Below are 24,553 nucleotides of genomic sequence, written 5' to 3'. Positions count from 1 at the left end.
TGCACGCCACTGCAGCGTGGATAGCCCGAGATATGGGGATAATAGGCTGATTTCCGCCAAAAAATAATTTCACACGCCCACTGACTACACTTGGTACAGGGTTTGCAACTTCCACCGACCATTCAGGGCAGAACAGGGGGCGTTATGTATCAGGCCACGCTTAGCCGGCGCAGCTACCGCTTCAACGATTTACGCCAGTTGTTGGCCAAGGCATCGCCGGCACGTTCCGGCGATTATCTGGCGGAGGTGGCGGCGGACAGCGCAGAAGAACGCATGGCGGCGCGCATCGCGTTGGCGGATGTGCCGCTGAAAACCTTTCTTCAGCAACTGCTGGTGCCTTATGAACATGACGAGGTCACACGGCTGATTGTCGATAGCCACGATGCGTTGGCCTTTGCGCCGATATCGCACCTGACGGTGGGGGACTTCCGCGATTGGCTCTTGAGCGAGCAGGCGGACAGCGCGATGTTGGCACGGGTAGCTGCAGGCATTACGCCGGAAATGGCGGCGGCAGTGAGTAAATTGATGCGCAATCAGGATCTGATCCTGGTGGCGAAGAAGTGCCGGGTCATCACGCGTTTTCGCAATACCCTCGGCCTGCCGGGGCGACTCAGCGTGCGGTTGCAACCGAATCATCCTACCGACAGTCTGCAGGGCATCGCCGCCAGCATGCTCGACGGCCTGCTGTATGGTTGCGGGGATGCGGTCGTCGGCATCAATCCTGCCAGCGACAGCCTGCCGCTGCTGGAAAAGCTCAACTACATGCTGGACGACGTGATCCAGCGCTTCGCCATTCCGACGCAATCCTGTGTGCTGACCCATGTGACCAATACGCTACGGTTGATGGAGCGTGGCGTCCCTGTGGATTTGGTGTTCCAGTCGATCGCGGGTACCGAAGCGGCCAATCAGGGGTTCGGCATCAATCTGGCGCTGCTGGCGGAAGCGCAGCAGGCGGCACTGAGCCTTAACCGCGGCACCTTGGGCAATAACGTGATGTATTTCGAAACCGGGCAGGGCAGCTGTTTGTCGTCCAACGCACATCATGGTGTCGATCAGCAAACCTGCGAAGCGCGTGCCTATGCGGTGGCGCGTCATTTCTCCCCGTTGTTGATCAACACCGTGGTCGGCTTTATCGGCCCGGAATATCTGTACGATGGTAAACAAATTATCCGCGCCGGCTTGGAGGATCATTTTTGCGGCAAGCTACTTGGTCTGCCGCTAGGGTGCGACGTGTGCTACACCAATCATGCGGAGGCGGATCAGGACGACATGGACACGCTGCTGACGCTGTTGGCCACCGCCGGGCTGACTTTCCTGATTGGCGTGCCGGGTGCCGACGACATCATGCTCAATTATCAAAGCACCTCATTCCACGACGCGCTCTATATCCGCGAGCTGCTGGGGTTGAAACACGCACCGGAGTTTGCCGACTGGCTGACTAAAATGCAGATTACCGACGAACGGGGTCAACTGCGCGATACCGCCGCCAATCACCCTTTGCTACTGGCCTTGCAGGGAGAGAGACGATGAGCAAACCGGTGCACGTTAACCGTTGGGACGCGCTGCGCGCCTTTACCGATGCGCGCATTGCATTGGGGCGTACCGGTTCCAGCCTGCCTACGGCGGAGTTGCTTAAATTCGGTCTGGCGCATGCGCAGGCGCGTGATGCGGTACATCAGCCGTTTGATAGCGATACGCTGGCCGGGACATTGCAGGAGCAAGGTTGGCAAACCCTGACGGTGCACAGTCAGGCCGCCGATCGCACCGCCTATCTCCGTCGGCCGGACCTCGGGCGGCGTTTGGCTCCTGACAGCCGCAGCCTGCTGCTGGGCCTGCCGGAAAAACCGGCCGATCTGCTGCTGGTGGTGGCGGACGGTTTATCCTCCAAGGCGGTGCACCGTCAGGCGCTACCGTTGTTGCAGGCGCTGCGACCCTATCTCGATGGGATGGGGCTTTCGGTTGCCCCTGTGGTATTGGCACACCAATCGCGGGTCGCGCTGGGGGATGATATCGGCGAGTGTTTGCAGGCCAGAGCGGTGGCGATGTTGATCGGCGAGCGGCCGGGCTTATCGTCGCCGGACAGCCTTGGTATCTACCTTACCTGGGGGCCGAACACCCGGCGGCGCGAGTCGGAGCGCAACTGCATCTCCAACGTGCGTCCGGAAGGGCTGGATTATCCGCAGGCGGCGTTCAAACTGGCCTGGCTGCTGGAGCAGGCTTTCCAGCGTCGGCTGACCGGGGTGGAGCTGAAAGATGAAAGCGACAACCCGGCGCTGCAGGGACAGGTTTCCCCGCGTTACTCCCAGCTCGGTGGCTGACCGATGCTTTGTTTTAGCAGGGTAATAAACAGGTTCAGCCGCGCGGATACCTTCGCCACCGGCCGTAACAGGTAAATGCCCTGTTGCTCCTGGCGCGGGTCTTCCAGCACCTGCAGCAAGCGGCCGGTCTGAATATCCGGCCCGACCACCCAGTTGGGCAAAAAGGTGAGCCCCAACCCCAGCAGCGCCGCCTGGCGTTGAGCGGTAAAGTCGTCACAGCGCAGCACCATGCTGCAGCGGCTCATCAGAGGAACGCTGAGGATTTGCGCCCAACAGGCCGGTTGTTGCTTATGGTAGCGGGCAATCAGTCGATGCTGCGGCAATGCATTGAGGTCGGCCGGCTGTCCGTAACGGGCGATATAATCAGGGCTGGCGCACATCACCCAGCGCTGGGTCGCGATGCGGCTGGCGTACAGCCCGCTGTCTTTTTGCTCGCCGATACGAATGGCGGCATCCAACAGTTCCTGGGTCGGATCGGTTTGGCGTTCGGTCAAATCCAGGTCGACAAACAGTTGCGGATAGCGCTCGGCCAGCGTCGGCAACAGTGGCAGGATATAGGTTTTGCCGAAGGTGGGCAGACAGCTGATACGCAGCGTGCCTTGCGGCATATCGTTCCACGAAGCCAGTTCGGCACGGATGTCGGTGATATCCGTCAGCAGCGTGCTTGCTCGCGCCTGCAGCCTTTCGCCCGCATCCGTCAGCATCAAACCCCGCGTAGAGCGGATAAACAGCGTGGCGTCCAGCGCGTTTTCCAGCGCATCAATGTGGCGTACCAGCGAAGAAGGCACCATTCCCAGCTTGCGAGCGGCGGCGGAGAAGCTGCCCAACAGGGCCACCTCGAGAAATATCGGCAGATGTTCAACATAGCGGGCGTCATTCATCTTTGCATTATATGCAAAAGCGTTTCTTATGAATACCAGGTTCTCCGTCCGTCGCAATGCGGCTACTCTTTTTTCGGGCTTACGGAAAGCGATGACATGCCGTGAACCCCGCCGCACAGAGAGAAAATGCATAAAACTCGCGGTTTTTAGAACTTTAAATACAGAATTTCCCCCAGGTTCCACCGTGTGCCTGCGGTATTGATGATGACTTCAACACCAGATTAACCGTTCAAATTGATGCCCTGTTTACCAACAATGATTAGTGAATCTAAACCGTTGTTGACATTGGGCATCGCCGGCCTGCCGTGCCGGTTTTTTTGTCGCCGTTGGCTGAATCGTTCCAACTGAACGCGTTGCCGGCGACATCTTTGTTCACCTACGGGTGGGCATTTTTGAACGCGCGGAGCATTTCACTCCGCGCTGGTGGAGGAGTAGTTATGAACGAAGACCATGGGTGTTCCTGCGCACAGCATTTGGCGCAAGGGTTTGCCAGGCAGTCGCTGAGCGTTGGGGAGGGCGAGATCTATCAAATCTCGCTGATGAGCGCACTGATCAGCGGCGTTTACGAAGGGGAGGTCACCATTGCCGAATTGCTCAAGCACGGCAACTTTGGCCTGGGAACGTTCAATCACCTCGACGGCGAACTGATCGCCTTCGACCAGGAAATTCACCAGTTGCGCGCCGACGGCAGCGCACGACCGGCCAGTTTGCAGCAGAAAACCCCGTTTGCCGTTGTCACATTTTTCCAACCTAGCGTCACCCAATACTTCGACAGTCCGATCACCAAGGCGCAGTTGCACCAGTGTATCGATGAGCAGGTGGCTTCGCCGAACCTGTTCTGCGCGCTGCGCGTCGACGGTGAATTCAGCCATGTGGAAACCCGCACCGTGCCGCGTCAGGAGCGGCCTTATCGTCCGATGCTGGAGGCGATAGAAGAGCAGCCGACCTTTGCCTTCCATCGACGTCAGGGCACCCTGGTTGGCTTCCGTTCGCCTGATTATATGCAGGGCGTTGGCGTGGCCGGTTATCACGAGCACTTTGTCACCGACGATCGCAACGGTGGCGGTCACGTGCTGGATTACCAACTTGACCACGGCCGCCTGCAATTTGGCGTGATCACCCGCCTCAATCTTCAATTGCCGCATGATGCGGATTTTCTGCGCGCCGACCTCTGTCCCGAGGATTTGGATAGCGCAATTCGTTCTGCCGAGGGTTAATTCCGCGACAGTCCTGGGTGTATTTTCAGGAGGTATTCCATGAACAAGGCAAAAACAGACAATAACTGGGCATGTGGCGCAGATTTGGTGGTGAAAAATCTGGAGGCGCAGGGGGTTAAACACGTATTCGGTATTCCGGGCGCCAAGATTGACCGGGTATTCGATTCGCTGGAAGACGCGCCGTCGATAGAAACGGTGGTGGTGCGCCACGAGGCCAACGCGGCGTTTATGGCGGCGGCGGTGGGGCGTTTGACCGGCAAGGCCGGGGTGGCGTTGGTGACCTCCGGGCCGGGCAGTTCCAATTTGATCACCGGGCTGGCGACCGCCACCTCGGAAGGGGATGCGGTCGTGGCGTTCGGCGGGGCGGTGAAGCGTGCCGACAACCTCAAACAGACCCACCAGAGCATGGATACCGTCAGTATGTTTCGGCCGGTGACCAAGTATTGTGCCGAAGTGCATGCCGGTTCGGCGATTTCTGAAGTGATTGCCAACGCTTTCCGCCACGCCGAATTCGGCCGTCCGGGGGCGTCTTTTGTCAGCCTGCCGATGGACATCGTCAATGAGCCGGTCAGCGCCCCGGTGCTGGCGGGGTGTCGGTTGCCGCGAATGGGGGCCGCCGCTGCCGAGGATATTCGCGCCGCGGTTAAGCTGATCCAACAGGCGAAGTGCCCGGTGTTGTTGCTCGGGCTGCAGGCCAGCCGCCCGGAAAACAGCGAGGCGGTGCGCCAACTGCTGCATCGCACCCATATGCCGGTAGTGGGGACCTACCAGGCGGCAGGGGTGATCGACGTTAATCACTTTGCACGCTTTGCCGGCCGCGTCGGCTTGTTCAACAACCAACCGGCCGACCAACTGCTGCAGAAAGCCGATTTGGTGGTCAGCGTCGGCTATGGCCCGATCGAATACGATCCCTGCATGTGGAACAGCCAGGGGCGATTGAAACTGGTGCATATCGACGTGCTGCCGGCGGACATCGATACCTGCTATCGTCCGGACGTCGAGCTGGTGGGCAATATCAGCGCCACGCTCGACATGATGACCGAAGCCTTTAACAGCGTGGTGAGCGTGCCGGCCGAAGTGGAATCGATCCTCAGCGATCTTGGTCGCCAGCGTACCGAACTGGCGGAACGTGCCGCACGGCGCGGCGGCATGCCAATCCACCCGCTGCGCATCGTCAAAGAGCTGCAGGATATTGTCAGCGACGACGTGACGTTGTGTGTGGACATGGGCAGTTTCCACATTTGGATTGCGCGTTACCTTTACAGCTTCCGTGCGCGCCAACTGCTGATTTCCAACGGCCAGCAGACCATGGGGGTGGCGCTGCCGTGGGCTATCGGCGCGGCGCTGGTGCGGCCGGGCGACAAAGTGGTGTCGATTTCCGGCGACGGCGGTTTTATGCAGTCGAGCATGGAACTGGAAACCGCCGTGCGGCTGAAAAATAACATCGTGCACGTGATTTGGGTGGATAACGCCTACAACATGGTGGAAATGCAGGAGGTGAACAAATACCGCCGCAAATCCGGGGTGGAATTCGGCCCTATCGATTTTAAAGCCTATGCCGAGGCGTGCGGGGCGGTCGGGTTTGCGGTGCAGTCGGTGGATGACCTGCGGCCCATGTTGCGCAAGGCGATGGAAATCCAGGGGCCGGTCGTGGTGGCCATTCCGGTCGATTACGCCGACAACTACAAGCTGATGGCGCAGATGAACTTCAGCCAGATGATTTAATTTCATCAGGCGTAAAAACCACGGGGAATGCCGTACGCGGTGCTCCCCGTTTTTTATGCCTAAAATTTGTTCTTTACATCCCTAACTTCATGATTTATTGGTATCCATCGAGTCTATTTTCTATACCGGGGATGGCAGGATGAAAACAAAAACACTCACAATGACGCTGGGATTATTGGCTTTGGCAGCGATGGGCGGTGCGCGCGCCAGTACGCTGGTTTATTGTTCCGAAAGCTCACCGGAAGGGTTTAACCCGCAGCTGTTTACCTCGGGCCCGACGGTGGACGCCAGTTCGGCGACGATCTACAACCGATTGGTGGACTTCAAAACCGGCACCGTTGAGCTGCAGCCCAGCCTGGCCGAAAGCTGGCAGGTGAGCGAAGACGGCAAAAATTACACTTTTCACCTGCGCAAGGGGGTGAAATTCCAGAGCAATAAATACTTTACCCCCACCCGCGATTTCAACGCCGACGACGTCATCTTCTCCTTCATGCGGCAAAAAGACGCCAATAACCCTTATCACAAGGTTTCCAACGGCGCTTACACCAACTTTGAGTCGATGGAGTTCGGCACGTTGATCAACAACATTGTCAAAGTGGACGATAACACCGTGCGCTTTGAACTTTCACGCGCTGAAGCGCCATTCGTGGCCGATCTCGGCATGTATTTCGCCACCATTCTCTCCGCCGAATATGCCGATGCGATGCTAAAGGCCGGTACCCCGCAGCGGGTGGACAACGACCCGATCGGCACCGGTCCCTTCCAGTTGGTGCAGTACCAGAAGGATGCGAAGATCCTCTATAAGGCGTTCGACCACTATTGGGAAGGCAAACCCAAGGTTGACCGTCTGGTGTTCTCAATTACCCCGGATGCGGCGGTGCGTTATGCCAAGCTGCAAAAAAATGAGTGCCAGGTCATGCCGTTTCCTAACCCGGCGGATCTGACACGCATGCGTCAGGATCCCAATATCCAGGTCATGGAGAAGTCCGGTCTGAATATCGGTTTCCTGGCGTTCAATACCCAGAAAAAACCGCTGGATAACGTCAAGGTGCGGCAGGCGCTGGCGCTGGCGGTGAACAAACCAGCGATCCTCGAAGCGGTGTTCCACGGCGCGGGCCAGCCGGCGAAGAACCTGTTGCCGCCGACCCAGTGGGGCAGCAATGACAAGATTGAGGATTACCCGTATTCCCCGGAGAAAGCCAAAAAGTTACTGCAAGAGGCAGGGCTGGGGCAGGGCTTTGCGATAGATCTGTGGGCGATGCCGGTACAGCGGCCCTACAACCCGAATGCCAAGCGCATGGCGGAGATGATCCAGTCCGACTGGGCGAAGATTGGCGTGAAGGCCAAAATTGTCACCTTCGAGTGGGGCGAATATCTGCAGCGGATAAAAAATGGCGAGCATCAAACGGCATTGATGGGCTGGACTACGGCCAATGGCGATCCGGATAACTTCTTTGGCCCGTTGTTTACCTGCGTATCGGCCAACGGCGGTTCGAACTCGGCCAAGTGGTGCTATCCGCCGTTCGACAAGTTGATTTCGCAAGCGCGTGAGGAAAACGATCACGCCAAGCGGGTGGCAATGTATGAACAGGCACAGGTGATGATGCATGATCAGATGCCGGCGTTGATGATTGCCCATTCGACCATTTTTGAACCGGTGCGCAAAGAGGTGAAAGGCTACGAGATCGATCCCTTCGGCAAACACATCTTCAAACAGGTTTCGCTGGAGAAATAATAAAAAAGGGGCTGCATGGCAGCCCCTTAGGTCGTTGGCAATCGGCTCTGCTTTTTTATGGTAGGGGCGCTGCATGCTGCGCCCAGTTGCATAAACACTGGATTTAATCGGGTCGAACATGTTCGACCCCTACCGGTTTAGCCCCTTAGTGGGGGTTAGCAGTCTTGATTAAGCCGGCCGTTTAGAAATGGGTATTCACGCTCATATAGTAAGTACGACCCGGTTCGTTGTAGGTGGCGGCACCTGCACCGGCAATGTTAATGGCACCGGTGGTTGGGTCACCCACGTTCTGCGAGTTACCTTCGCGGAACTGACGTTTGTCGAACAGGTTGTCGATACCCGCCGTCAGGCTGATGTTTTTGGTCACATCATAGGTCGCGCTGGCACCTACCACGGCGTAAGGGCTGACCTCCTTGGTTTCGGTACCGCTGACCGGTTTACCCTGGTAGTTGTACTTCTTCGGTTTCTGACGGCCGTACCAGGTCAGGGTCGATTGCATCGACAGATCCTGGGTCGCCTGCCAGCTCAGCGTCGAGTTGATGGTGAACTTGGGGATCACCGACAGGTAGTCGCCGGTGCTCTTGTTCTTGTTCTCGATCATATAGGTGGCGTTGTTGCTCCAGGAGACGGTCTCGCTGACCGGCACGTTCAACGTGCCTTCCAGGCCCTGGACTACCGCTTTCGGCACGTTTTCCCATTGGTACACGGCTGTGCCGGTGCTGCTGGTGCCGATACGGCTATTACCCGCTTCGATTTTATTGTGGTAATCGTTGCGGAAATAAGTCACGCCGGCCAGCCAGCCTTCATTGTGGAATTCCAACCCGACTTCTTTATTGACGCTGGTTTCTGCCTTCAGGTCGTCGTTACCCAGCAGGTAGCAGCCATTTTTGACATCGCTGGACGAACAACCCTGACCTTTGCTGTACAGCAAATAGTTCTGGTTGGTCTGGTACAGGTTAGGCGCTTTGTAGGCGCGGGCGATGCCCATTTTCAGGGTGAAGTTGTCGCCCAGTTCCTGTGACAGGTTCAGCGACGGGCTCCAGTTGTTACCGGCTTCGGAGTGCAGATCGTAACGCAGGCCCGGCGTCAGCATGGTGCTGTCGGTCAGCTCCATGTTGTCTTCGGCAAACAGCGAGAAGATATGGGCGGATGCGTAAGGGCTACGAGTACCGCTACCTTGACCGGGAATGGTGCCCCCCATCATCGTTTGGCTGGTGGATGAACCGTCCTTCATGCGTTGCTGGTTCCATTCGGTACCCAGGGTGGCGGTTTGCGTCACGCCCAGTTCAAATGGCACGCTGACTTCGCTGTGCGCCAGGAAATCGTCCAGCTTGGTGGTGCCGAAGCCTTCGTTTTTAGCGTCGAAGATACCTTCGGTACCGCCGGCCAACCCTTCGTTCAGGCGGGTATTGCGAGTGCGCTCGAACTGAACGTAGTTATTGGTGCTGACGCCATTGTCCCAGGCACCGCGGTGGTTAAGGCCGAAGGTCTCGCGATAGATACGGTTGGTTTCTTTGCCGTAGTTGCTCTGTACCAGCGCATTGGTGTTGGTGTTCTGAGTGTCACCGGCGTACAGGTTGCCCTGACGGCCATAGGAATACTCAAACTCCAGCGACTGCAGGTGCGCGAAGTCCCAGTGCAGCAAGGCGTCGATATTTTTATCTACCACCCCTTCACGGCCGGAAGGAATGCTGCTGGCGTAGGCACCCACTCGCTCGGATTTATGCGATTCGTTAATGTCCCAGGCATCGGCCTGAGTTTTGCTGTAACCCCCGAACAGGCGGAAGCTCAACTGGTCGGTCAGCGGGCCGGACAGGCTGAAGTCGGTACGCTTGGTGGAGCCTTCCTGCTTGTGCTCCGGCACGTTGAAATAGGTGTTCAGCGAGCCGTGCAGCTCTTTGGTGTTCTTCTTGGTGATGATGTTGACCACGCCGCCGGCGGCGCCGTTACCGTAACGGGCTGCCGCGGGGCCGCGCAGCACTTCGATACGTTCAATCATTTCCGGCGGGACCCAGGCGGTATCGCCGCGGGTATCACGCTCACCGCGCCAGCCCTGACGCACCGAGTTGCGGCTGCTGGCCGGTTTTCCGTCAATCAGGATCAGGGTATTTTCCGGGCCCATGCCGCGGATATCGATCTGGCGGTTGTTGCCGCGCTGGCCGCTGGTGGAGTTACCGGTCAGGTTAACGCCGGGCATGGTGCGGATCAGCTCGCTGATATCACGGGCAGGTGGGCGCTTTTTGATTTCGTCGGCGGTAATGGTAGAAACCCCAGGTGCCTGCAGGTTTTGCTTGGCGGCAGTGACGACAATAGTGTCCTCGGCGGCTTCTTTTTTACTTTTGGCGACCTTGTCTGTTTCTGGGCTGGTGTCGGTTTGCTGTGCGGCGTGTGCAAAAGCGGACGCGCCTAACCCTAACCCGATGAGTGTGGCTAAGGAATAACGTGATAATTTGCTGTTCATCTGAGAGTTCCTACCTTGCTGCCTTTCTCCGGGCACCGAAGCAGTAGCTCTCCGGCTATGAGAAGGGCGGTTGTAGTTTTTTGTTTTCGGAAAGAGAAACCCAATCGGCCAAGACGCAGCGGCCACGACATTGGATTCAGCGCTTAAATTCGGCATCCGTCCCTGTTGAAGAATACCTGCCCTGTTTACGAGCCTACACACACTATTGCAAACGCAAATAATTATCAATAGTATTCGACTTACCGTTTTCTTGGGCAGCGCCTCGCGCCGCGAAATTACCGGCTTTCCTGAAGCTGCCAGCTAAATAGTGAATAGGCGTTTGAAAACAAAATCCGAGTCAGAAAGCAGCAGATTATTATCAAGCAAGCACGCCGGGCGCCATGGATGGTGGCTGAATATCGCCAAACGCGGCACGCCGCTGGTGGAGCTGCAAGGGGATGGACGCGGGAAGGTCACCTTTTTATGGCGTGACCCCCAGGGATGTGAACTCACTTCCGCCTATCGACGCGTCTGGATCCACATCAATTGTCTGACCGACCATCATCAGTCGTCGCCGCCGCAGAGCCTGCAACGGCTGGAAGGGACCGACGTTTGGTACTGGCAGACCGAGCTCAGCGCCGACTGGCGCGGCAGCTACTGCTTTATCCCCTGTATGGACGACCGGCCACTGGCCCCCAGTGATGAGGATGCGCACGTTAATATGCATTCGGTCCGCCATTGGTGGCATCAGGTGTTTGCCGGTGCGACCCAGGACCTGCTGAATCCCCATCGTTCCTGGGCCGGTGTCGGCGGCCATGTATTGTCAGGTCTGCATATGCCGGAAGCGCTGCCGCAACCGGCCTGGCAGGATTTCGATCGCTATGCGGTCGCCAGCGGGCGTTGTACTCCAGCTCCCCCGGCGAAACTGCAGCGCCACAGCTGGCACAGCGAGCGTCTGGGCAATACCCGTAACGTCTGGGTTTATACCACCGGCGAAGGCGATCCAACACAACGTCCGCTGGCGATATTGCTGGACGGTCAATTCTGGGCGAGCAACATGCCGGTCTGGGATCCGCTGATGCAGTTGACCCGCGAGGGCAAGCTGCCGGAAGCGGTTTATCTGCTGATTGACATTATCGATCTCAAACACCGCTCCCAGGAGCTGGCCTGCAATGCAGATTTCTGGCTGGCGGTACAAGAAGAATTGCTGCCGCAGGTCGCCGAATGGGCGCCGTACCAGCGCGATCCTGCCCGTACTCTGGTGTGCGGCCAAAGTTTTGGCGGCTTGTCATCGCTGTATGCCGGGCTGCACTGGCCGCAGAGCTTCGGCGGGGTGATTTGCCAGTCCAGCTCTTTCTGGTGGCCACGTCGCGACATGTATCAGCTTGCGGAAATCCCGGCCGATGCCGGTTGGTTACTGCATCAGGTTGAGCAGGGCGTTGGCAAAGGCAAGCTGAAGGTGTTTATGGAAGCCGGCGTGCATGAAAAAGTGGCGCGCCGGGTCAACGATCGCATGGCGGACTTGCTGCGTGATGCCGGTCACCGGGTGCAATACCGGGTGGTAGCCGGGGGACACGATCATTTGTGCTGGCGTGGCGGCCTGATAGACGGTCTGCAGGCACTGTGGGCGGACCAATCCTCTGCCCCCTCGATCAAGCTAACCTTCACTGCCCAAGGAGTCCGCGATGGAAACTCTGAACCCGTTCGATGACGAGCAACAAAGCTGCCTGATTGTGCAGAATGATGAATTGCAATACAGCCTGTGGCCAGACTTTAGCGCAGTGCCGGCGGGGTGGACGCCGGTGTTTGGCCCGGCGGCGCGTCCGCTGTGCGTGATTTGGCTGGAACAGCATTGGCAGGATATGCGGCCCGCCTCGCTGCGTAAGGCGTGATGGCGCCAATACCGATAACAGGAGTCAGTACCTTGTCAGACCGGAATTTATTACCGACCGAACGGCCGTTCGCCACTGAACTGCCGTTGGTCGCCGCGCAACCCGGGATCTGGGTTGCCGATCAGATTTCGCCGCATGCCAACGCCTATGCGGTTTCCCACTATATTGAGCTGAATGGCCCGCTGGATCAGGCGTGCCTGTTGCGTGCGATTGAGCAGGGGCTGTCGGAAGTAGATACCCTGCAGTTCCGCTTTGAAGAGCGTGACGGGGTGCCGATGCAGTGGCATGACCCCGAGCTGGCGATCCTGCCGGTAGAATACATCGATCTCAGCGAATCTCCCGATGCCGCTGCAGCGGCGCGTGCCCTCATGCAGTTGGATATGTCCGGTGATTTGCGCATCGGTAGCGGCAATGCGTTATATCGTCATATGCTGATCCGCCTGTCGGAACAGCGCTGGTTTTGGTATCAGCGTTATCATCATATTCTGGTAGATGGCTTCAGTTTTACCGCCATTGCCCGCAGAATCGCCCATATTTACACCCGGACGTTGCACAATGAACGGCCGGATCCGACGCCCTTCAGCGCATTCAGCGAAGTGGTCGAGGAATATCAGCGTTATGCGCAATCGTCTACCTCTCAGCGCGACGCTGCCTTCTGGTTGAACAAGGCGCAGCAATTGCCGACGCCTGCCACCCTTTGCCCGCAACCGTTGGCCGGGCAGACGCCAACCACCCGTATTCACCGCTTGTCACAGCTGTGCGATCGACAAGATTTCACGCAGTTGGTGAACGCCGGTCAGCAGCAGTTCAGCGTGGCAGATATGGCACTGGCGCTGGTTGCGTTGTGGGTTTCACGCCTGAGCGGACATGCCAGCTTCAGCGCCGGTTTTATCTTTATGCGCCGTACCGGTTCGGCCGCGCTCTGTGCCAACGGACCGGTGATTAACGTCTTGCCGATCGAAATGCATCTCGACCCTCAGGCTACGCTGAGCGAGGTCGCCGGTAATATTGGTCGTGAGTTAAAAATCGTACGCCGCCATCAGCGCTACGAGGCGGAGCAGGTGCAGCGCGATCTGGGGCGAATTGGCGATGCCCAACCGCTGTACGGCACGGTATTCAACTTTAAGATGTTCGATTTCCAGTTGGACTTCGGCGGTATCGAAGGCATCACCCATGAGCTGGCCTCCGGGCCGGTCCGTGATCTGGAGATTGCGTTGTACCTCGACGAGGCCGGTACGCTGAAGGTCGATCTGTTGGCTAATGCCGAACGTTATCAGCGTGATGAGCTGGCGGCGCATCTGCAACGCCTGCCTCTGTTGTTGCGTCAGTTTGCCGCACAGCCTCAGATGCCGATTGGCGATGCCGATTTGCTCACCGAGCAAGACCGCCAACTGTTGGCCCGGGTTAATGACACGGCACATCCGGTGAAGGCGCAAACCCTCAGCGGGCTGCTGGCGGAGCAGGCGCAGAAAACCCCTGACGCCCCGGCGCTGGCCGATGCGCAGTACCAATTTACCTATCGCGAAACTCGTGAACAGGTTGTCGCGCTGGCGCGTCAGTTGACGGAGCAGGGCGTACAACCGGGTGATATCGTCGCCGTTGCCTTACCGCGTTCGGTCTTTTTGTCTCTGGCGTTAATGGCCATCGTCGAAGCCGGGGCGGCCTATTTGCCGCTGGATACCGGTTATCCTGACGAGCGTCTTGGCATGATGCTGGAGGACGCTGCGCCGCGCCTGATTATCGCCGAACCGACCCAGCAGGCACGTTTTGCCGGCAAGGGTGAGATCTTGCTGTATGACGCGCCGTTGTCGATAGACAGCGCAGCCAACGTCACGCTCAATGGACCGACGCCGCATCACCCGGCCTACATTATCTTTACCTCCGGCTCGACCGGGCGACCGAAAGGCGTGTTGGTGGGGCATCAGGCGATCGTCAACCGGTTGTTGTGGATGCAACATCAGTATCCTATGGCGGCAGGCGATGTGGTGCTGCAGAAAACGCCTTGCAGTTTTGACGTTTCGGTATGGGAATTCTTCTGGCCGCTGATAGTGGGGGCCCAGTTAGTGATGGCCCCGCCTGAAGCGCACCGCGATCCGGAACAGCTGCTCCAGCTGATTGATCAACATCGTGTCACCACCATGCACTTTGTCCCTTCGATGCTGGCGGCCTTCGTCAGCGCGTTGGATGGCCCGCAGGCGGTGGCGTGTTGTGCGCCGTTACGTCAGGTATTTTGCAGTGGTGAAGCCTTGCCGGCGGAACTGTGCCGCCTGTGGCAAAGCCGCACTGCGGTGCCGTTGCATAACCTGTACGGGCCGACCGAAGCGGCGGTGGACGTCAGCTGGCATCCGGCCTGGGGCGAAGCCTTGGCTGCCGTCACTGGCGCCAATGTGCCGATTGGTTTACCGGTTTGGAACACCGGTTTACGCATCCTCGATACACGCCTGCGGCCAGTGCCGCCGGGCGTCGCCGGTGATTTGTACCTTACCGGTGTGCAACTGGCGCACGGCTATCTGGGACGACCGGAACTGACCGCCAGCCGCTTTGTAGCCGATCCTGACGGCGATGGCGGGCGGATGTATCGCACGGGTGACGTCGCCCGTTGGCTACCGGGAGGCGAGGTGGAATACCTTGGCCGCAGTGACGATCAGTTAAAAATACGTGGGCAACGCATTGAATTGAGTGAAATCGATCATGCTTTGCTGTCGCTGCCGGGGATTAAACAGGCGGTGACTCACGCGCTGGTGCTGGAAAATACGCCAACCGATCCTGGCGGCGGCGATGCCCGTCAACTGGTGGGCTATCTGGTGGCGCAGCCCGGTGTGCGCCTTGATCTGGACGCGCTCCGCGCAGCGTTGGCCGATCGCCTGCCGCCGCATATGGTGCCGGTGGCGCTGGTCGAGATGGATACTCTGCCGCTGAGTGCCAATGGCAAGCTGGATCGTAAAGCGTTGCCGCAACCGCAGGGCGCAACCCGCGCGGCAGGGCGTGAGCCACATGCGGGGCTGGAGACGGCGATCGCTGCGGTGTTCGCTCGCCTGCTGCAACGCGAAACCGTGTTTGCCGACGATGACTTCTTTGCCCTCGGCGGGCACTCGCTGTTGGCGATGCGTTTGGCGGCGGAGCTGCGGCGTGAGCTGGGCAAGGCGGTGTCGGTAGGGCAGGTGATGGTGGCTTCCCGCGTGGAACAGCTGGCGCAGCTGTTGGCCGAAGAGCGCACCCAGGAAGAAGCTGACAAAACCGGTTTTGACCGCGTTCTGCCGCTGCGCACCACCGAAGGACCAACGCTGTTCTGCTTGCATCCGGCGTCCGGCTTCTCATGGCAGTTCAGCGTGTTGCCGCGCTATATCGATCAGCACTGGTCGCTGGTGGGTATTCAGTCTCCACGGCCGGATGGCCCGTTGGCGCTGAGCGAAAATATGGACCAGGTATGCGACGCGCATCTGGAGACGGTGTTGCAAGTGCAACCGCACGGCCCGTATCACTTTATCGGTTACTCGCTGGGCGGTACTCTGGCACAAGGCATTGCCGCGCGCTTACAGGCAAGGGGTGAAGAAGTGGCTTTCCTTGGGCTGCTGGATACCTATCCGCCGGAAACGCAAAACTGGGACGTGATGTTGGATGACAACGTGTTGAAAGAAGTTCAGCGCGAACGTCAGCAGTTCCTGGCGGTGTCTGAAGATGCGCTGGATCCGGCATTGGGCGAAACTCGCGTAGCCATGTTCGATAATATCGAAGCCAACTATGCCGATTCGGTTCGTCTGCTTTCAGCCACCCATACGGCGAACTTCAAAGGACAGGCGACGCTGTTTGTCGCGCGCCAGACGTTGCAGGAGGGGATGGATGTTCAGCAGACCTGGTCGCAATATGTGGACGCGCTACAGGTTCATGAACTGGACTGTGCGCACGTGGATATCGTTTCACCAACGTCGTTCAAGGTATTAGGACCGTTGTTGAACCGCATACTTCGCGCTTTATAATACCCAGTGATGGTAGGGGACGAATACATTCGTCCCGATTAACGCGGGCCCAGCATGCTGGGCCCCTACAATCTCGATTACTTACCCAGCGGTACCACCAACGGCGTGTGCGAGACGGGATCGTCAATGATCATGCAGCGCAGACCGTAGACCTTTTCGATCAATTCCGGCGTCACAATATCCTTCGGTGCACCCTCGGCGACCACTTTACCGTCGCGCATGGCAATCAGATGTGTGGCGTAACGGCAGGCATGGTTGAGATCGTGCAGCACCACCACCAGCGTATGGCCATTTTCACGGTTTAACTGGCGCATCAGTTCCAGCAAGTCGATCTGATGGCTGATATCCAGCCAGGTGGTCGGCTCATCCAACAGCAGCAACGGCGTTTGCTGCGCCAATACCATGGCAATCCAGACCCGCTGACGCTGTCCGCCGGAAAGCGTATCAACCGGCTGTTCAGCCAGTTCAAACACGCCGGTGGAGCGCATGGCCTGTTCGACCGCTTGCTGGTCTTCTTCACGCCAGCGGCTGAACAGGCGCTGATGCGGATAGCGACCGCGTGCCACCAGATCAAACACGGTAATGTCACCTGGCGCGGTCGAGCTTTGTGGCAACAGCCCCAACTGGCGAGCCACCTCTTTGGTGGCATAGTCGCTAATGTGTTTGCCGTTGAGCCAGATGGCACCGGCCTGCGGCTGCATCAGGCGGCTAAGAGTGCGCAGCAAGGTCGATTTACCGCAGGCATTCGGCCCGATAATGACCGTCAGTTCACCGTGCGGAATAGAAACGGAAAGGTCGCGCGCGACGATTTTTTTGTCATAGCCGAGCGTCAGGTTTTCGGCGCGTAACGGCGCGGGCTGTAAGAGTTCAGCATTCATTTTTTTCGTGACTCACGGATTAATAGCCAAATCAGATAAATGCCGCCCAGGCTGACGGTCAACACCCCGACCGGCAACTGATAAGGCATAAACAGGCGTTGCGCCGCGACATCGGCGAGCAGCAGCAACAGGGCACCCGTCAGGGCTGTCAGCAACAGGACGCTGCGGTTGGCGCACAGGCGTCGCGCAATCTGTGGGGCTACCAGCGCAATAAAGGAGATCGGCCCGGCGACGGCGGTGGCGGCGGCAGTCAGGGTAACGCCGACCAATAACAGCAGCACGCGTGAGCGCTCTACCGGCACACCGAGTGCGCAGGCGGTGTCATCGCCCATCTCCAGCAGCCGCATGCGGCGGGCCAGCATCAACAGCAACAGACAGCACAGCGCAATCACCGCCAGCACCGGCAAACTTTTCGCCCAGGTCACGCCGTTGAGCGAACCGGCGCTCCACAGTCCGGCGGTCATGGCGGATTCCAGCGAAGCGCTGATGATCAGCCAGGTATTGCCGGCCACCAGCAGGGCGCGAACGGCAATACCGACGATAATCAAACGGAATGACTCGACGCCGTTGCGCCATGCCAGCAGATAAATCAGCGCGGCGGTCAGCAAGCCACCGGCCAGTGCCCCGGAGGTGATGCCGAGAATGCCGCCGTTAAACAGCACTATTGCCACCAGTACGCCGCTGTAAGCACCGGTATTAAAACCGATGACGTCCGGGCTGCCGAGCGGGTTACGCAGCAGCGATTGGAAGATGGCGCCGCTGATACCGAGCGCGGCACCCAACAACAGCGCCATTATCACGCGAGGCAAACGCCACTGGGTAACGATCACCGCCAGGTTGGCCGGGCCTTCACCGCGTAGGGCGTCGATCACCTGCAGAGCGCTGAGCGACAGAGCGCCGGAACCCAGGGCATAAATCGCCAGTGCCAGAGCGGCAAGCAACAGCAGCAGCGCGGTTAGCGCCGGGCGCGACAAGGCGCGCATTTTGTGGTTGGCCATCAGGCGGGCTGCGGACATCGACATTAGCGCTGCCTCCTGAACATATGGCGTTGGCGCACCAGCATGATCAGCAGCGGTGCGCCAATAAGCGCGGTGACGATGGAAACGCGCAGTTCACCGGCGACCAGGAAGCGGCCGATCAGGTCGGCGCTCAGCAGCAGGATCGGGGTCAATACCAAGGTCCACGGCAGCATCCAGTGCAACTCGGAGCCGGCCAGTCGCCGGGCAATGTGCGGCATCATCAGCCCGACAAAGGCTATCGGACCAACGGCGGCGGTGGCGCCACCGCACAGCAATGTGATCGCCAGCAACCCCAGCAACTGGGTGCGGACGATGCCGGTGCCCAGCGCGGTGGCTAACTCATTGCCCATACTCAGGCTGTTCAGCGATTTGCTCATCCACAGCGTGATTGCTGTGCCCAGCAGGATCGGCAGGGCAACGGTGCGCACCACCTGCATATTTTGAATATCCAGCGAACCGGCCTGCCAAAAACGCAGCTGATCGAACACCAGCGGGTTCAACAGGGAAATGCCGGAGGTCATGCCTTCCAGCACCGCCGCCAGCGCGACGCCGGCCAGCGTCAGGCGAACCGGGTTCAGGCTGCTGCCGCCCAATGCGCCGATCAGCGCCACCAGCAGGGCGGCAAACATCGCGCCGGCAAAGGCGAACCACAGATATTCGCCGACGTGGGCGGCACCAAAGAAAGTGATGCCCAATACCACGGCAAACCCCGCGCCGGCGTTAACGCCGAGAATGCCGGGGTCGGCCAGCGGATTGCGGGTGAGGGTTTGCATCAGCACGCCGGACAGGCCCAGGGCGATACCCGCCAGCACGCCGATCAGCGTGCGCGGCAGCCTGGCGTTGGTAATGATGGTGCAGTCGGCGCCGCTACATTGGCCGTTGAGCGCCTGGATAACCGTGTCGAAGGGGATAGATTTGGCACCGAGCGACAGGCTGAGCAGCATGACGACCAACAGGGCGCAAACGGCAATCAGCAAGCCAAGCAGCTTGCGACGAAATGAGCGGGGAGTGCCACCCGCAAGACGATCCCTGGACAGCGGAATGGACGGTGTGCAATTGCGTGTAATCCGTAACATAACAATCCATTATTTGATTGAATATGAATGATATTTATTATCATTATTGATTGTTTTCATCTATGGTACCATGAGTCCCTTCGCTATTGCAGCACAGACGCTGCCCCTTTTCTTTAGTTGTGGTGAGAAAGCTAATGAGTAAGCCCTCTATTTTGCTTGATTTTGGCCTGCTTAAGACCAATAGCGCCTTTCGCGCTGTGTTCTGCGCGCGTTTTATTTCCATTCTGGCGCTCGGGCTGATGGCCATTGCCATCCCGGTGCAGATCCAGGCCCTGACCGGGTCGACGTTGCTGGTCGGGTTGTCAGTGACGCTGGCCGGCAGCGGCATGTTTGCCGGTTTGCTGATGGGGGGCGTACTGGCTGACCGCTACGAGCGCCGCCGTCTGATCCTCTTCGCTCGTTCCACCTGTGGTATTGGGTTTATCGGTCTTTGTTTAAATGCCGCTTTACCTGCGCCGTCATTAACGCTGATTTATCTGCTGGCGGTTTGGGACGGGTTCTTCGGGGCGGTAGGCGTGACGGCGTTGCTGGCGGCGACGCCTGCGTTGGTTGGGCGTGAAAATATCGTTCAGGCCGGTGCCATCAGCATGCTGACGGTGCGTTTTGGCTCCATTCTTTCCCCGGCGATCGGCGGGTTGGTGATTGCCAACGCCGGCGTGACCTGGAACTACGCTTTGGCGGCCTTCGGCACCTTGCTGACGTTGATCCCTTTATTGCAGTTGCCACAGCTGTTGCCACCCCCTCAGCCGCGTGAGCATCCGCTGCGCGCACTGGCCGGCGGATTTGGCTTCCTGTTTCGTAACCGGGTGATTGGCATGGTGGCGCTGATTGGCGCGTTGCTGACCATGGCCAGCGCGGTGCGAGTGCTGTACCCGGCGATGTCCGGCATGTGGCAGGTCAGTGCGGCGCAGCTGGGCTTTATGTATTCCGCCGTGCCGCTGGGCGCGGCAATTGGCGCCTTTACCAGTGGCCGGGTGGCGCACGTGGCGCGGCCGGGCTGGATGATGCTGATGACGGCGATTGGCGCGTTTGTCGCTATCGGCCTGTTCGGCCTGATGCCCTGGTACGGTCTGGCACTGTTCTTCCTGGTGGTGTTTGGCTACCTGAGCGCACTGAACTCATTACTGCAGTACGGGCTGATTCAGAACCTGACGCCGGATGCTTTCCTGGGGCGCATTAATGGCCTGTGGACGGCGCAAAACGTGGTGGGGGACGCATTGGGTGCCCTGCTGCTGGGGGCGATGGGGGCGTTTATGTTGCCGGCCATGACTTCAACCAGCTTCGGTTTTGGCGTGGCGGTACTGGGTGTGGTACTGGCGTTCGCGATGAAAGGTCTGCGTCAGGTGAGCCTTGGCGGGCAGGAAAGCGATCTCCAGCCCGCCGCGGGATCTACTGAGAAATAAACTGTTTTTCCAACAGCGTCAGCAGGTTGCTGGCGCTGTAGTAGTCCAGTCGGAAGGTGTCATTGCCCAGCGCATAAACCCGCTTATGCTGCACCGCCGGGAGGTGAGCGAGGAAAGGATTGGCCATCAGCCGCTGCGCATCGCTTTCGTTGTTGGCAAACAGCATCAGCGTCTGGCCGTTCAGCCCTTCCGCCAGGTTTTCCCCGGCGAGCTGAATGATGTCCTTTCGCATACCCATGCTGCGGCTGTTGTTCAGCTTGTCAGACGGAACCGCCAGGGTGAAACCCAGCTGCTTGAGCATTTGCCCCTGGGAAGATTCGGCGGTCCACAGGTTGGCTGACTTGCCGTCGGCGCTGAAGACCAGAGCGGAGGTCGGTTGTTCCGGCAGCGTCATACGTTGTTTGAGTGACTTTTCCCGGCTATCGAAATCATCAACGATTTTTTGCGCCTTGGCTTCGTGCCCGGTGGCCTGGCCCAGCTCTATCGCCAGCGCCTGCCAGCTTTTGTCGTCGTAATTGACCACCAGCACCGGGGCAATGGCGGACAGCTGATCGTACAGGCGTACGGCGGAGTCGGCACCGGTAGCGGAGATGATGATCAGGTCGGGCGCTTCACCGGCAATGGCTTCTGCGTTGGGTTCACCAATGTACAGGCGCTTTACGCCGCGCTGCGTTGCGATAGCGCTCCATTGGTGGAAGAAACCTTGTGAGTCCGCGAGACGGCTGCCGGGCGTGGTGGCGCCGCTGGCGATCACTGGCGCATCAATCGCCAGCAGGGTGCCGGTGACGGTTACGCTGGTGGAAACGATGCGGGTAGGGGGCTGCTGCAGGGTCACTACGCCGTGTGAAGTTTCGATTTTACGCGGCCAACCGGCCTCTGTGGCATGGGCTGCACCCATGGCTAACATGCCAAACAGTGCGAAGCCGAAGAACAGGTTCTTCTTCATAAAGCATTCCTTAGAATTTAAATAGTAATACTTATCATTTATATAATTAAAACTGCTGGTTTTATAGCACGATAATGAATAGAAGAACTGTTTACATTTATTGACATAGCATATTCACGAGGGTAATTTAACGCGATTCAATACAAATGATAATCATTATTATACAGGTTATTGTTCATGATACGAAAGGGAGAACCGATGAGCGTGACAGTAAAGGGTACCGGGCAGAAGAAGCCGCACAGCAAGGAGAGCGAGTCGTCCGTAGCAGGCGTGTCGCCGACCTCCGGCTTTTTCTTTACCTCTCCTTTCCGTAGCCTGAGCACCCAGGGCTGCTTCGCCAAAATCACGCTGCCGGCCCAGGGCGGGGATCAACTTAACGGCGAGTTCCAGCAGGCGGTACGGCATGCTTTTGCCGAAGCCAAACTGGCGGGGGTGAAAAACCCGGTCCTGTGCGGCGCGATCCCGTTCGATACTCATCAACCCTCTGCGCTTTTTATTCCCCAGCACACCCAGTGGTTTGAGCGCGATGCCTTTTTGGCTGGCGTAACCTCACCACAGGAAGCCCTGCCGGAAATTATCAGCCAAAATGAAGTGCCGGCACAACAGCCTTTCATGCAGATGGTGGCAGATGCGGTGGAAGCAACCCGTGGTGACCAACTGGATAAAGTGGTGCTGTCACGCCTGCTGGAGATTGAAACACGCGAACCGGTAGACAGTCAGGCATTGATGGCGCGTATCATCGCGCAAAACCCGCATGGCTTCCATTTCCATGTGCCGTTGGAACAGGGAGCATTGCTGGGCGCCAGCCCTGAACTGCTGCTGCGTAAATCCGGCGCACAATTTTATTCCAACCCGCTGGCAGGCTCCGCCCGTCGTGACGCCGACCCGCAGCGGGATCGTGAAGTCAGCCAACAGCTGTTGGTTTCCGAGAAAGATCTCTACGAGCACCAGTTTGTTACCGAAGGTATGCGGCAGGTGCTGGCCGATCGCTGCAGTTATTTGAACATTCCCACCTCGCCTGAATTATTGAGCACCACCACGCTGTGGCACTTGTCTACGCCAATCGACGGCGAGGCCGCCAGCCGGGCGGAAAACGCGTTGTCGTTGGCCTGCCTGCTGCATCCGACACCGGCGCTGTGCGGTACGCCAACGGCGCTGGCGCATCAGGTGATCAAGCAACTGGAGCCTTTTGATCGCGGCCTGTTTGGCGGCATCGTCGGCTGGTGTGATGCCGAAGGCAACGGGGAGTGGGTAGTGACCATCCGTTGTGGCACGGTGCAGGGTAACCAGGTGCGACTCTTTGCCGGAGCCGGCATTGTGCAAGACTCTTCGCCGGAATCTGAATGGCACGAAACCGGCACCAAACTCAGTACCATTTCGCGGGCGTTTGGCCTGAACCAAGGATAGACATTTCCATGAGCATTGCTTTTACTCCCTGGCCTGAGGCATTAGCCCGTCGCTATCGCGAACGGGGATATTGGACCGACCGGCCATTGACCGACATCATCACCCGCCAGGCTAAAAATGACGCCATCGCGCTGATCGACCCGCAACGCAGCCTGAGCTATCGCCAGCTTAATCAACTCTCCGATCGGCTGGCTGCGGCCTTGCTGCGTCGGGGCATACACAGCGGCGATACCGCGCTGGTGCAGTTGGGTAACGTGGTCGAGTTCTACGTGACTTTCTTTGCGCTGTTGAAAATTGGCGTGGTGCCGGTAAATGCGCTGTTTAGCCACCAACGCAATGAGCTGAATGCCTATGCGGCGCAGATCAAACCGGCGTTGCTGATTGCCGATCGTCAGCATGGCCTGTTCGGTAACGACGAATACCTGACGACGTTTCGCGCTGAACATCCTTCATTGCGCCTGGTCGCTTTGCGCAGTGAGGAACAGGGTGAGCAGTCGCTGGCGAGCTGGCTGGAAGAGGATTGCGGCGATTTCGTGGCTGCGCCAACCGCGGCCGATCAGGTAGCGTTCTTCCAACTCTCCGGTGGCAGTACCGGCACGCCGAAGCTGATCCCACGTACCCACAACGACTACTACTACAGCATTCGCCGCAGCGTGGAGATTTGTCATTTTGATGACGAAACCCGTTATCTGTGCGCACTGCCGGTAGCACACAACTATCCGATGAGCTCGCCTGGCGTGTTGGGCGTGTTTTACGGTGGTGGGCTGGTGGTGTTCGCCAGCGATCCGGATGCCGGGCAATGCTTCCGCTTAATAGAACAGCACCAGATTAACGTGACGGCGCTGGTGCCACCGGCGGTAACGCTGTGGCTGCAGGCCATTGAGGAATGGGGCGGTTGCCAGCAGTTGGCCAGCCTGAAGCTGTTGCAGGTGGGCGGTGCCAAGCTGGGGGAAACCCTGGCCGCGCGCATTCCGGCCGAAATCGGCTGTCAGCTGCAGCAGGTGTTCGGCATGGCGGAAGGCCTGGTGAACTACACCCGGCTGGATGATGACGACCAACATATTTTGACTACTCAGGGCTGCCCGATGTCGCCGGATGACGAACTTTGGGTGGCCGATGACGACGGTAATCCGCTGCCTGTCGGCGAGACCGGGCGTCTGATGACCCGTGGCCCCTATACCTTCCGCGGTTATTACCAAAGCCCGGAACATAATGCCGCCGCCTTCGATAAAGACGGTTTCTACTGCTCCGGCGACTTGATTAGCCTGACTGAAGACGGCTACGTGAAGGTTGAAGGGCGTCAGAAAGACCAAATCAACCGCGGTGGTGAGAAGATTGCCGCCGAGGAGATCGAAAACCTGCTGCTGCGTCACCCGGAAGTGATCAATGCGGCGTTGGTTTCGATGCCGGACGAGTTGATGGGCGAAAAAAGCTGCGCCTACATTATCGCCACCAGCCCATTGAAACCGGTCGTTTTGCGTCGCCATTTACGCGCCGAGGGCGTGGCCGAATTCAAATTACCCGACCGCTTTATACAGGTTGAGACGCTGCCGCTCACCCCGGTTGGCAAAGTGGATAAAAAACTGTTGCGCCAACGCCTGGAGGCGCAACAACTGACTCAGGTCCAGGGAGAATAAGT

General features: G+C 58.5%; 17 protein-coding genes. 11 read left to right on the top strand and 6 right to left on the bottom strand.

Features of this window, described 5'->3' with window-relative positions:
* Positions 1–144 precede the first annotated feature (144 nt).
* Together H0S68_RS17570 and eutC are read left to right on the top strand one after the other, a co-directional pair.
* Positions 145–1,530 (top strand): ethanolamine ammonia-lyase subunit EutB, encoded by a 1,386-nt coding sequence (locus tag H0S68_RS17570; protein ID WP_046372991.1) that lies wholly within the window; start codon positions 145–147, stop codon positions 1,528–1,530.
* Entirely contained in the window at positions 1,527–2,318 is a 792-nt protein-coding gene (gene eutC / locus H0S68_RS17565; RefSeq protein ID WP_259218096.1) for an ethanolamine ammonia-lyase subunit EutC, read from the top strand. The genes H0S68_RS17570 and eutC overlap by 4 nt, the downstream gene beginning before the upstream one ends.
* Here the strand turns inward: eutC and H0S68_RS17560 are convergent.
* On the bottom strand, positions 2,297–3,199 hold the full coding sequence (locus tag H0S68_RS17560) for a LysR family transcriptional regulator (protein ID WP_410528878.1): 903 nt from the start codon (positions 3,197–3,199) through the stop codon (positions 2,297–2,299). The genes eutC and H0S68_RS17560 overlap by 22 nt on opposite strands.
* 437 nt (positions 3,200–3,636) lie before the next feature.
* Between H0S68_RS17560 and budA the strand changes: the two genes are divergently transcribed.
* The 3 genes from budA to H0S68_RS17545 all read left to right on the top strand — a co-directional run bounded on the left by budA (position 3,637) and on the right by H0S68_RS17545 (position 7,876).
* Positions 3,637–4,416: an acetolactate decarboxylase gene (budA, locus tag H0S68_RS17555; RefSeq protein ID WP_410528877.1), complete on the top strand. Its 780-nt coding sequence runs from the start codon at positions 3,637–3,639 to the stop codon at positions 4,414–4,416.
* Positions 4,417–4,455: 39 nt separating this feature from the next.
* A complete protein-coding gene (gene alsS / locus H0S68_RS17550; RefSeq protein ID WP_020827976.1) occupies positions 4,456–6,141 on the top strand; it encodes an acetolactate synthase AlsS in 1,686 nt (561 codons plus the stop codon).
* Positions 6,142–6,301: 160 nt separating this feature from the next.
* Complete coding sequence (locus H0S68_RS17545) at positions 6,302–7,876, top strand: ABC transporter substrate-binding protein (protein ID WP_390902096.1); 1,575 nt, start codon at positions 6,302–6,304, stop codon at positions 7,874–7,876.
* A 181-nt stretch (positions 7,877–8,057) separates the two neighbouring features.
* On the opposite strand, the gene H0S68_RS17540 is transcribed toward H0S68_RS17545, so the two are convergent.
* Positions 8,058–10,337 carry a TonB-dependent siderophore receptor gene (locus H0S68_RS17540; RefSeq protein WP_020827974.1) on the bottom strand — a complete coding sequence of 760 codons (2,280 nt, stop codon included), beginning with the start codon at positions 10,335–10,337 and terminating at the stop codon, positions 8,058–8,060.
* 319 nt (positions 10,338–10,656) lie between these two features.
* Here H0S68_RS17540 and fes point away from each other — a divergent pair, with 319 nt between their 5' ends.
* Genes fes through H0S68_RS17525 form a run of 3 tightly spaced genes read left to right on the top strand, consistent with a single transcriptional unit; the run spans position 10,657 to position 16,185 of the window.
* The gene (gene fes / locus H0S68_RS17535; protein WP_071844543.1) at positions 10,657–12,027 is read left to right on the top strand and encodes an enterochelin esterase; all 1,371 of its coding nucleotides are present in this window, start codon (positions 10,657–10,659) and stop codon (positions 12,025–12,027) included.
* Positions 12,002–12,208 carry an MbtH family protein gene (locus H0S68_RS17530; RefSeq protein WP_020827972.1) on the top strand — a complete coding sequence of 69 codons (207 nt, stop codon included), beginning with the start codon at positions 12,002–12,004 and terminating at the stop codon, positions 12,206–12,208. Before fes ends, H0S68_RS17530 begins: the two co-directional genes overlap by 26 nt.
* A gap of 32 nt (positions 12,209–12,240) precedes the next feature.
* Positions 12,241–16,185, top strand: coding sequence for an enterobactin synthase subunit F (locus H0S68_RS17525; RefSeq protein WP_410528876.1), 3,945 nt, complete (start codon positions 12,241–12,243; stop codon positions 16,183–16,185).
* A 77-nt stretch (positions 16,186–16,262) separates the two neighbouring features.
* Here H0S68_RS17525 and H0S68_RS17520 read toward each other — a convergent pair whose 3' ends face one another.
* Genes H0S68_RS17520 through fepD form a run of 3 tightly spaced genes read right to left on the bottom strand, consistent with a single transcriptional unit; the run spans position 16,263 to position 19,158 of the window.
* The gene (locus H0S68_RS17520) at positions 16,263–17,063 is read right to left on the bottom strand and encodes an ATP-binding cassette domain-containing protein (protein ID WP_020827970.1); all 801 of its coding nucleotides are present in this window, start codon (positions 17,061–17,063) and stop codon (positions 16,263–16,265) included.
* Positions 17,060–18,085, bottom strand: a complete 1,026-nt coding sequence (gene fepG / locus H0S68_RS17515) for an iron-enterobactin ABC transporter permease (protein ID WP_020827969.1) — start codon at positions 18,083–18,085, stop codon at positions 17,060–17,062. The genes H0S68_RS17520 and fepG overlap by 4 nt, the downstream gene beginning before the upstream one ends.
* Positions 18,085–19,158 carry a Fe(3+)-siderophore ABC transporter permease gene (gene fepD, locus H0S68_RS17510; protein ID WP_122079950.1) on the bottom strand — a complete coding sequence of 358 codons (1,074 nt, stop codon included), beginning with the start codon at positions 19,156–19,158 and terminating at the stop codon, positions 18,085–18,087. Before fepD ends, fepG begins: the two co-directional genes overlap by 1 nt.
* A 134-nt stretch (positions 19,159–19,292) precedes the next feature.
* Here fepD and entS point away from each other — a divergent pair, with 134 nt between their 5' ends.
* Positions 19,293–20,561: an enterobactin transporter EntS gene (gene entS / locus H0S68_RS17505; protein WP_020827967.1), complete on the top strand. Its 1,269-nt coding sequence runs from the start codon at positions 19,293–19,295 to the stop codon at positions 20,559–20,561.
* On the opposite strand, the gene fepB is transcribed toward entS, so the two are convergent.
* A complete protein-coding gene (gene fepB / locus H0S68_RS17500; RefSeq protein WP_020827966.1) occupies positions 20,548–21,507 on the bottom strand; it encodes a Fe2+-enterobactin ABC transporter substrate-binding protein in 960 nt (319 codons plus the stop codon). The two genes, entS and fepB, sit on opposite strands and share 14 nt — an antisense overlap.
* 198 nt (positions 21,508–21,705) lie before the next feature.
* On the opposite strand from fepB, the gene H0S68_RS17495 reads away from it, so the two are divergent.
* Entirely contained in the window at positions 21,706–22,914 is a 1,209-nt protein-coding gene (locus H0S68_RS17495; protein WP_116690030.1) for an isochorismate synthase, read from the top strand.
* A gap of 8 nt (positions 22,915–22,922) precedes the next feature.
* Positions 22,923–24,551 carry a (2,3-dihydroxybenzoyl)adenylate synthase gene (locus tag H0S68_RS17490; protein ID WP_410528875.1) on the top strand — a complete coding sequence of 543 codons (1,629 nt, stop codon included), beginning with the start codon at positions 22,923–22,925 and terminating at the stop codon, positions 24,549–24,551.
* Positions 24,552–24,553: the final 2 nt, after the last annotated feature.

Source organism: Serratia sp. AXJ-M (assembly GCF_046531865.1).
GTDB classification, from domain to species: domain Bacteria; phylum Pseudomonadota; class Gammaproteobacteria; order Enterobacterales; family Enterobacteriaceae; genus Serratia; species Serratia liquefaciens.
Note: the sequence above shows the minus strand (reverse complement) of the source record. Positions and strands in the feature narration are given on the sequence as shown.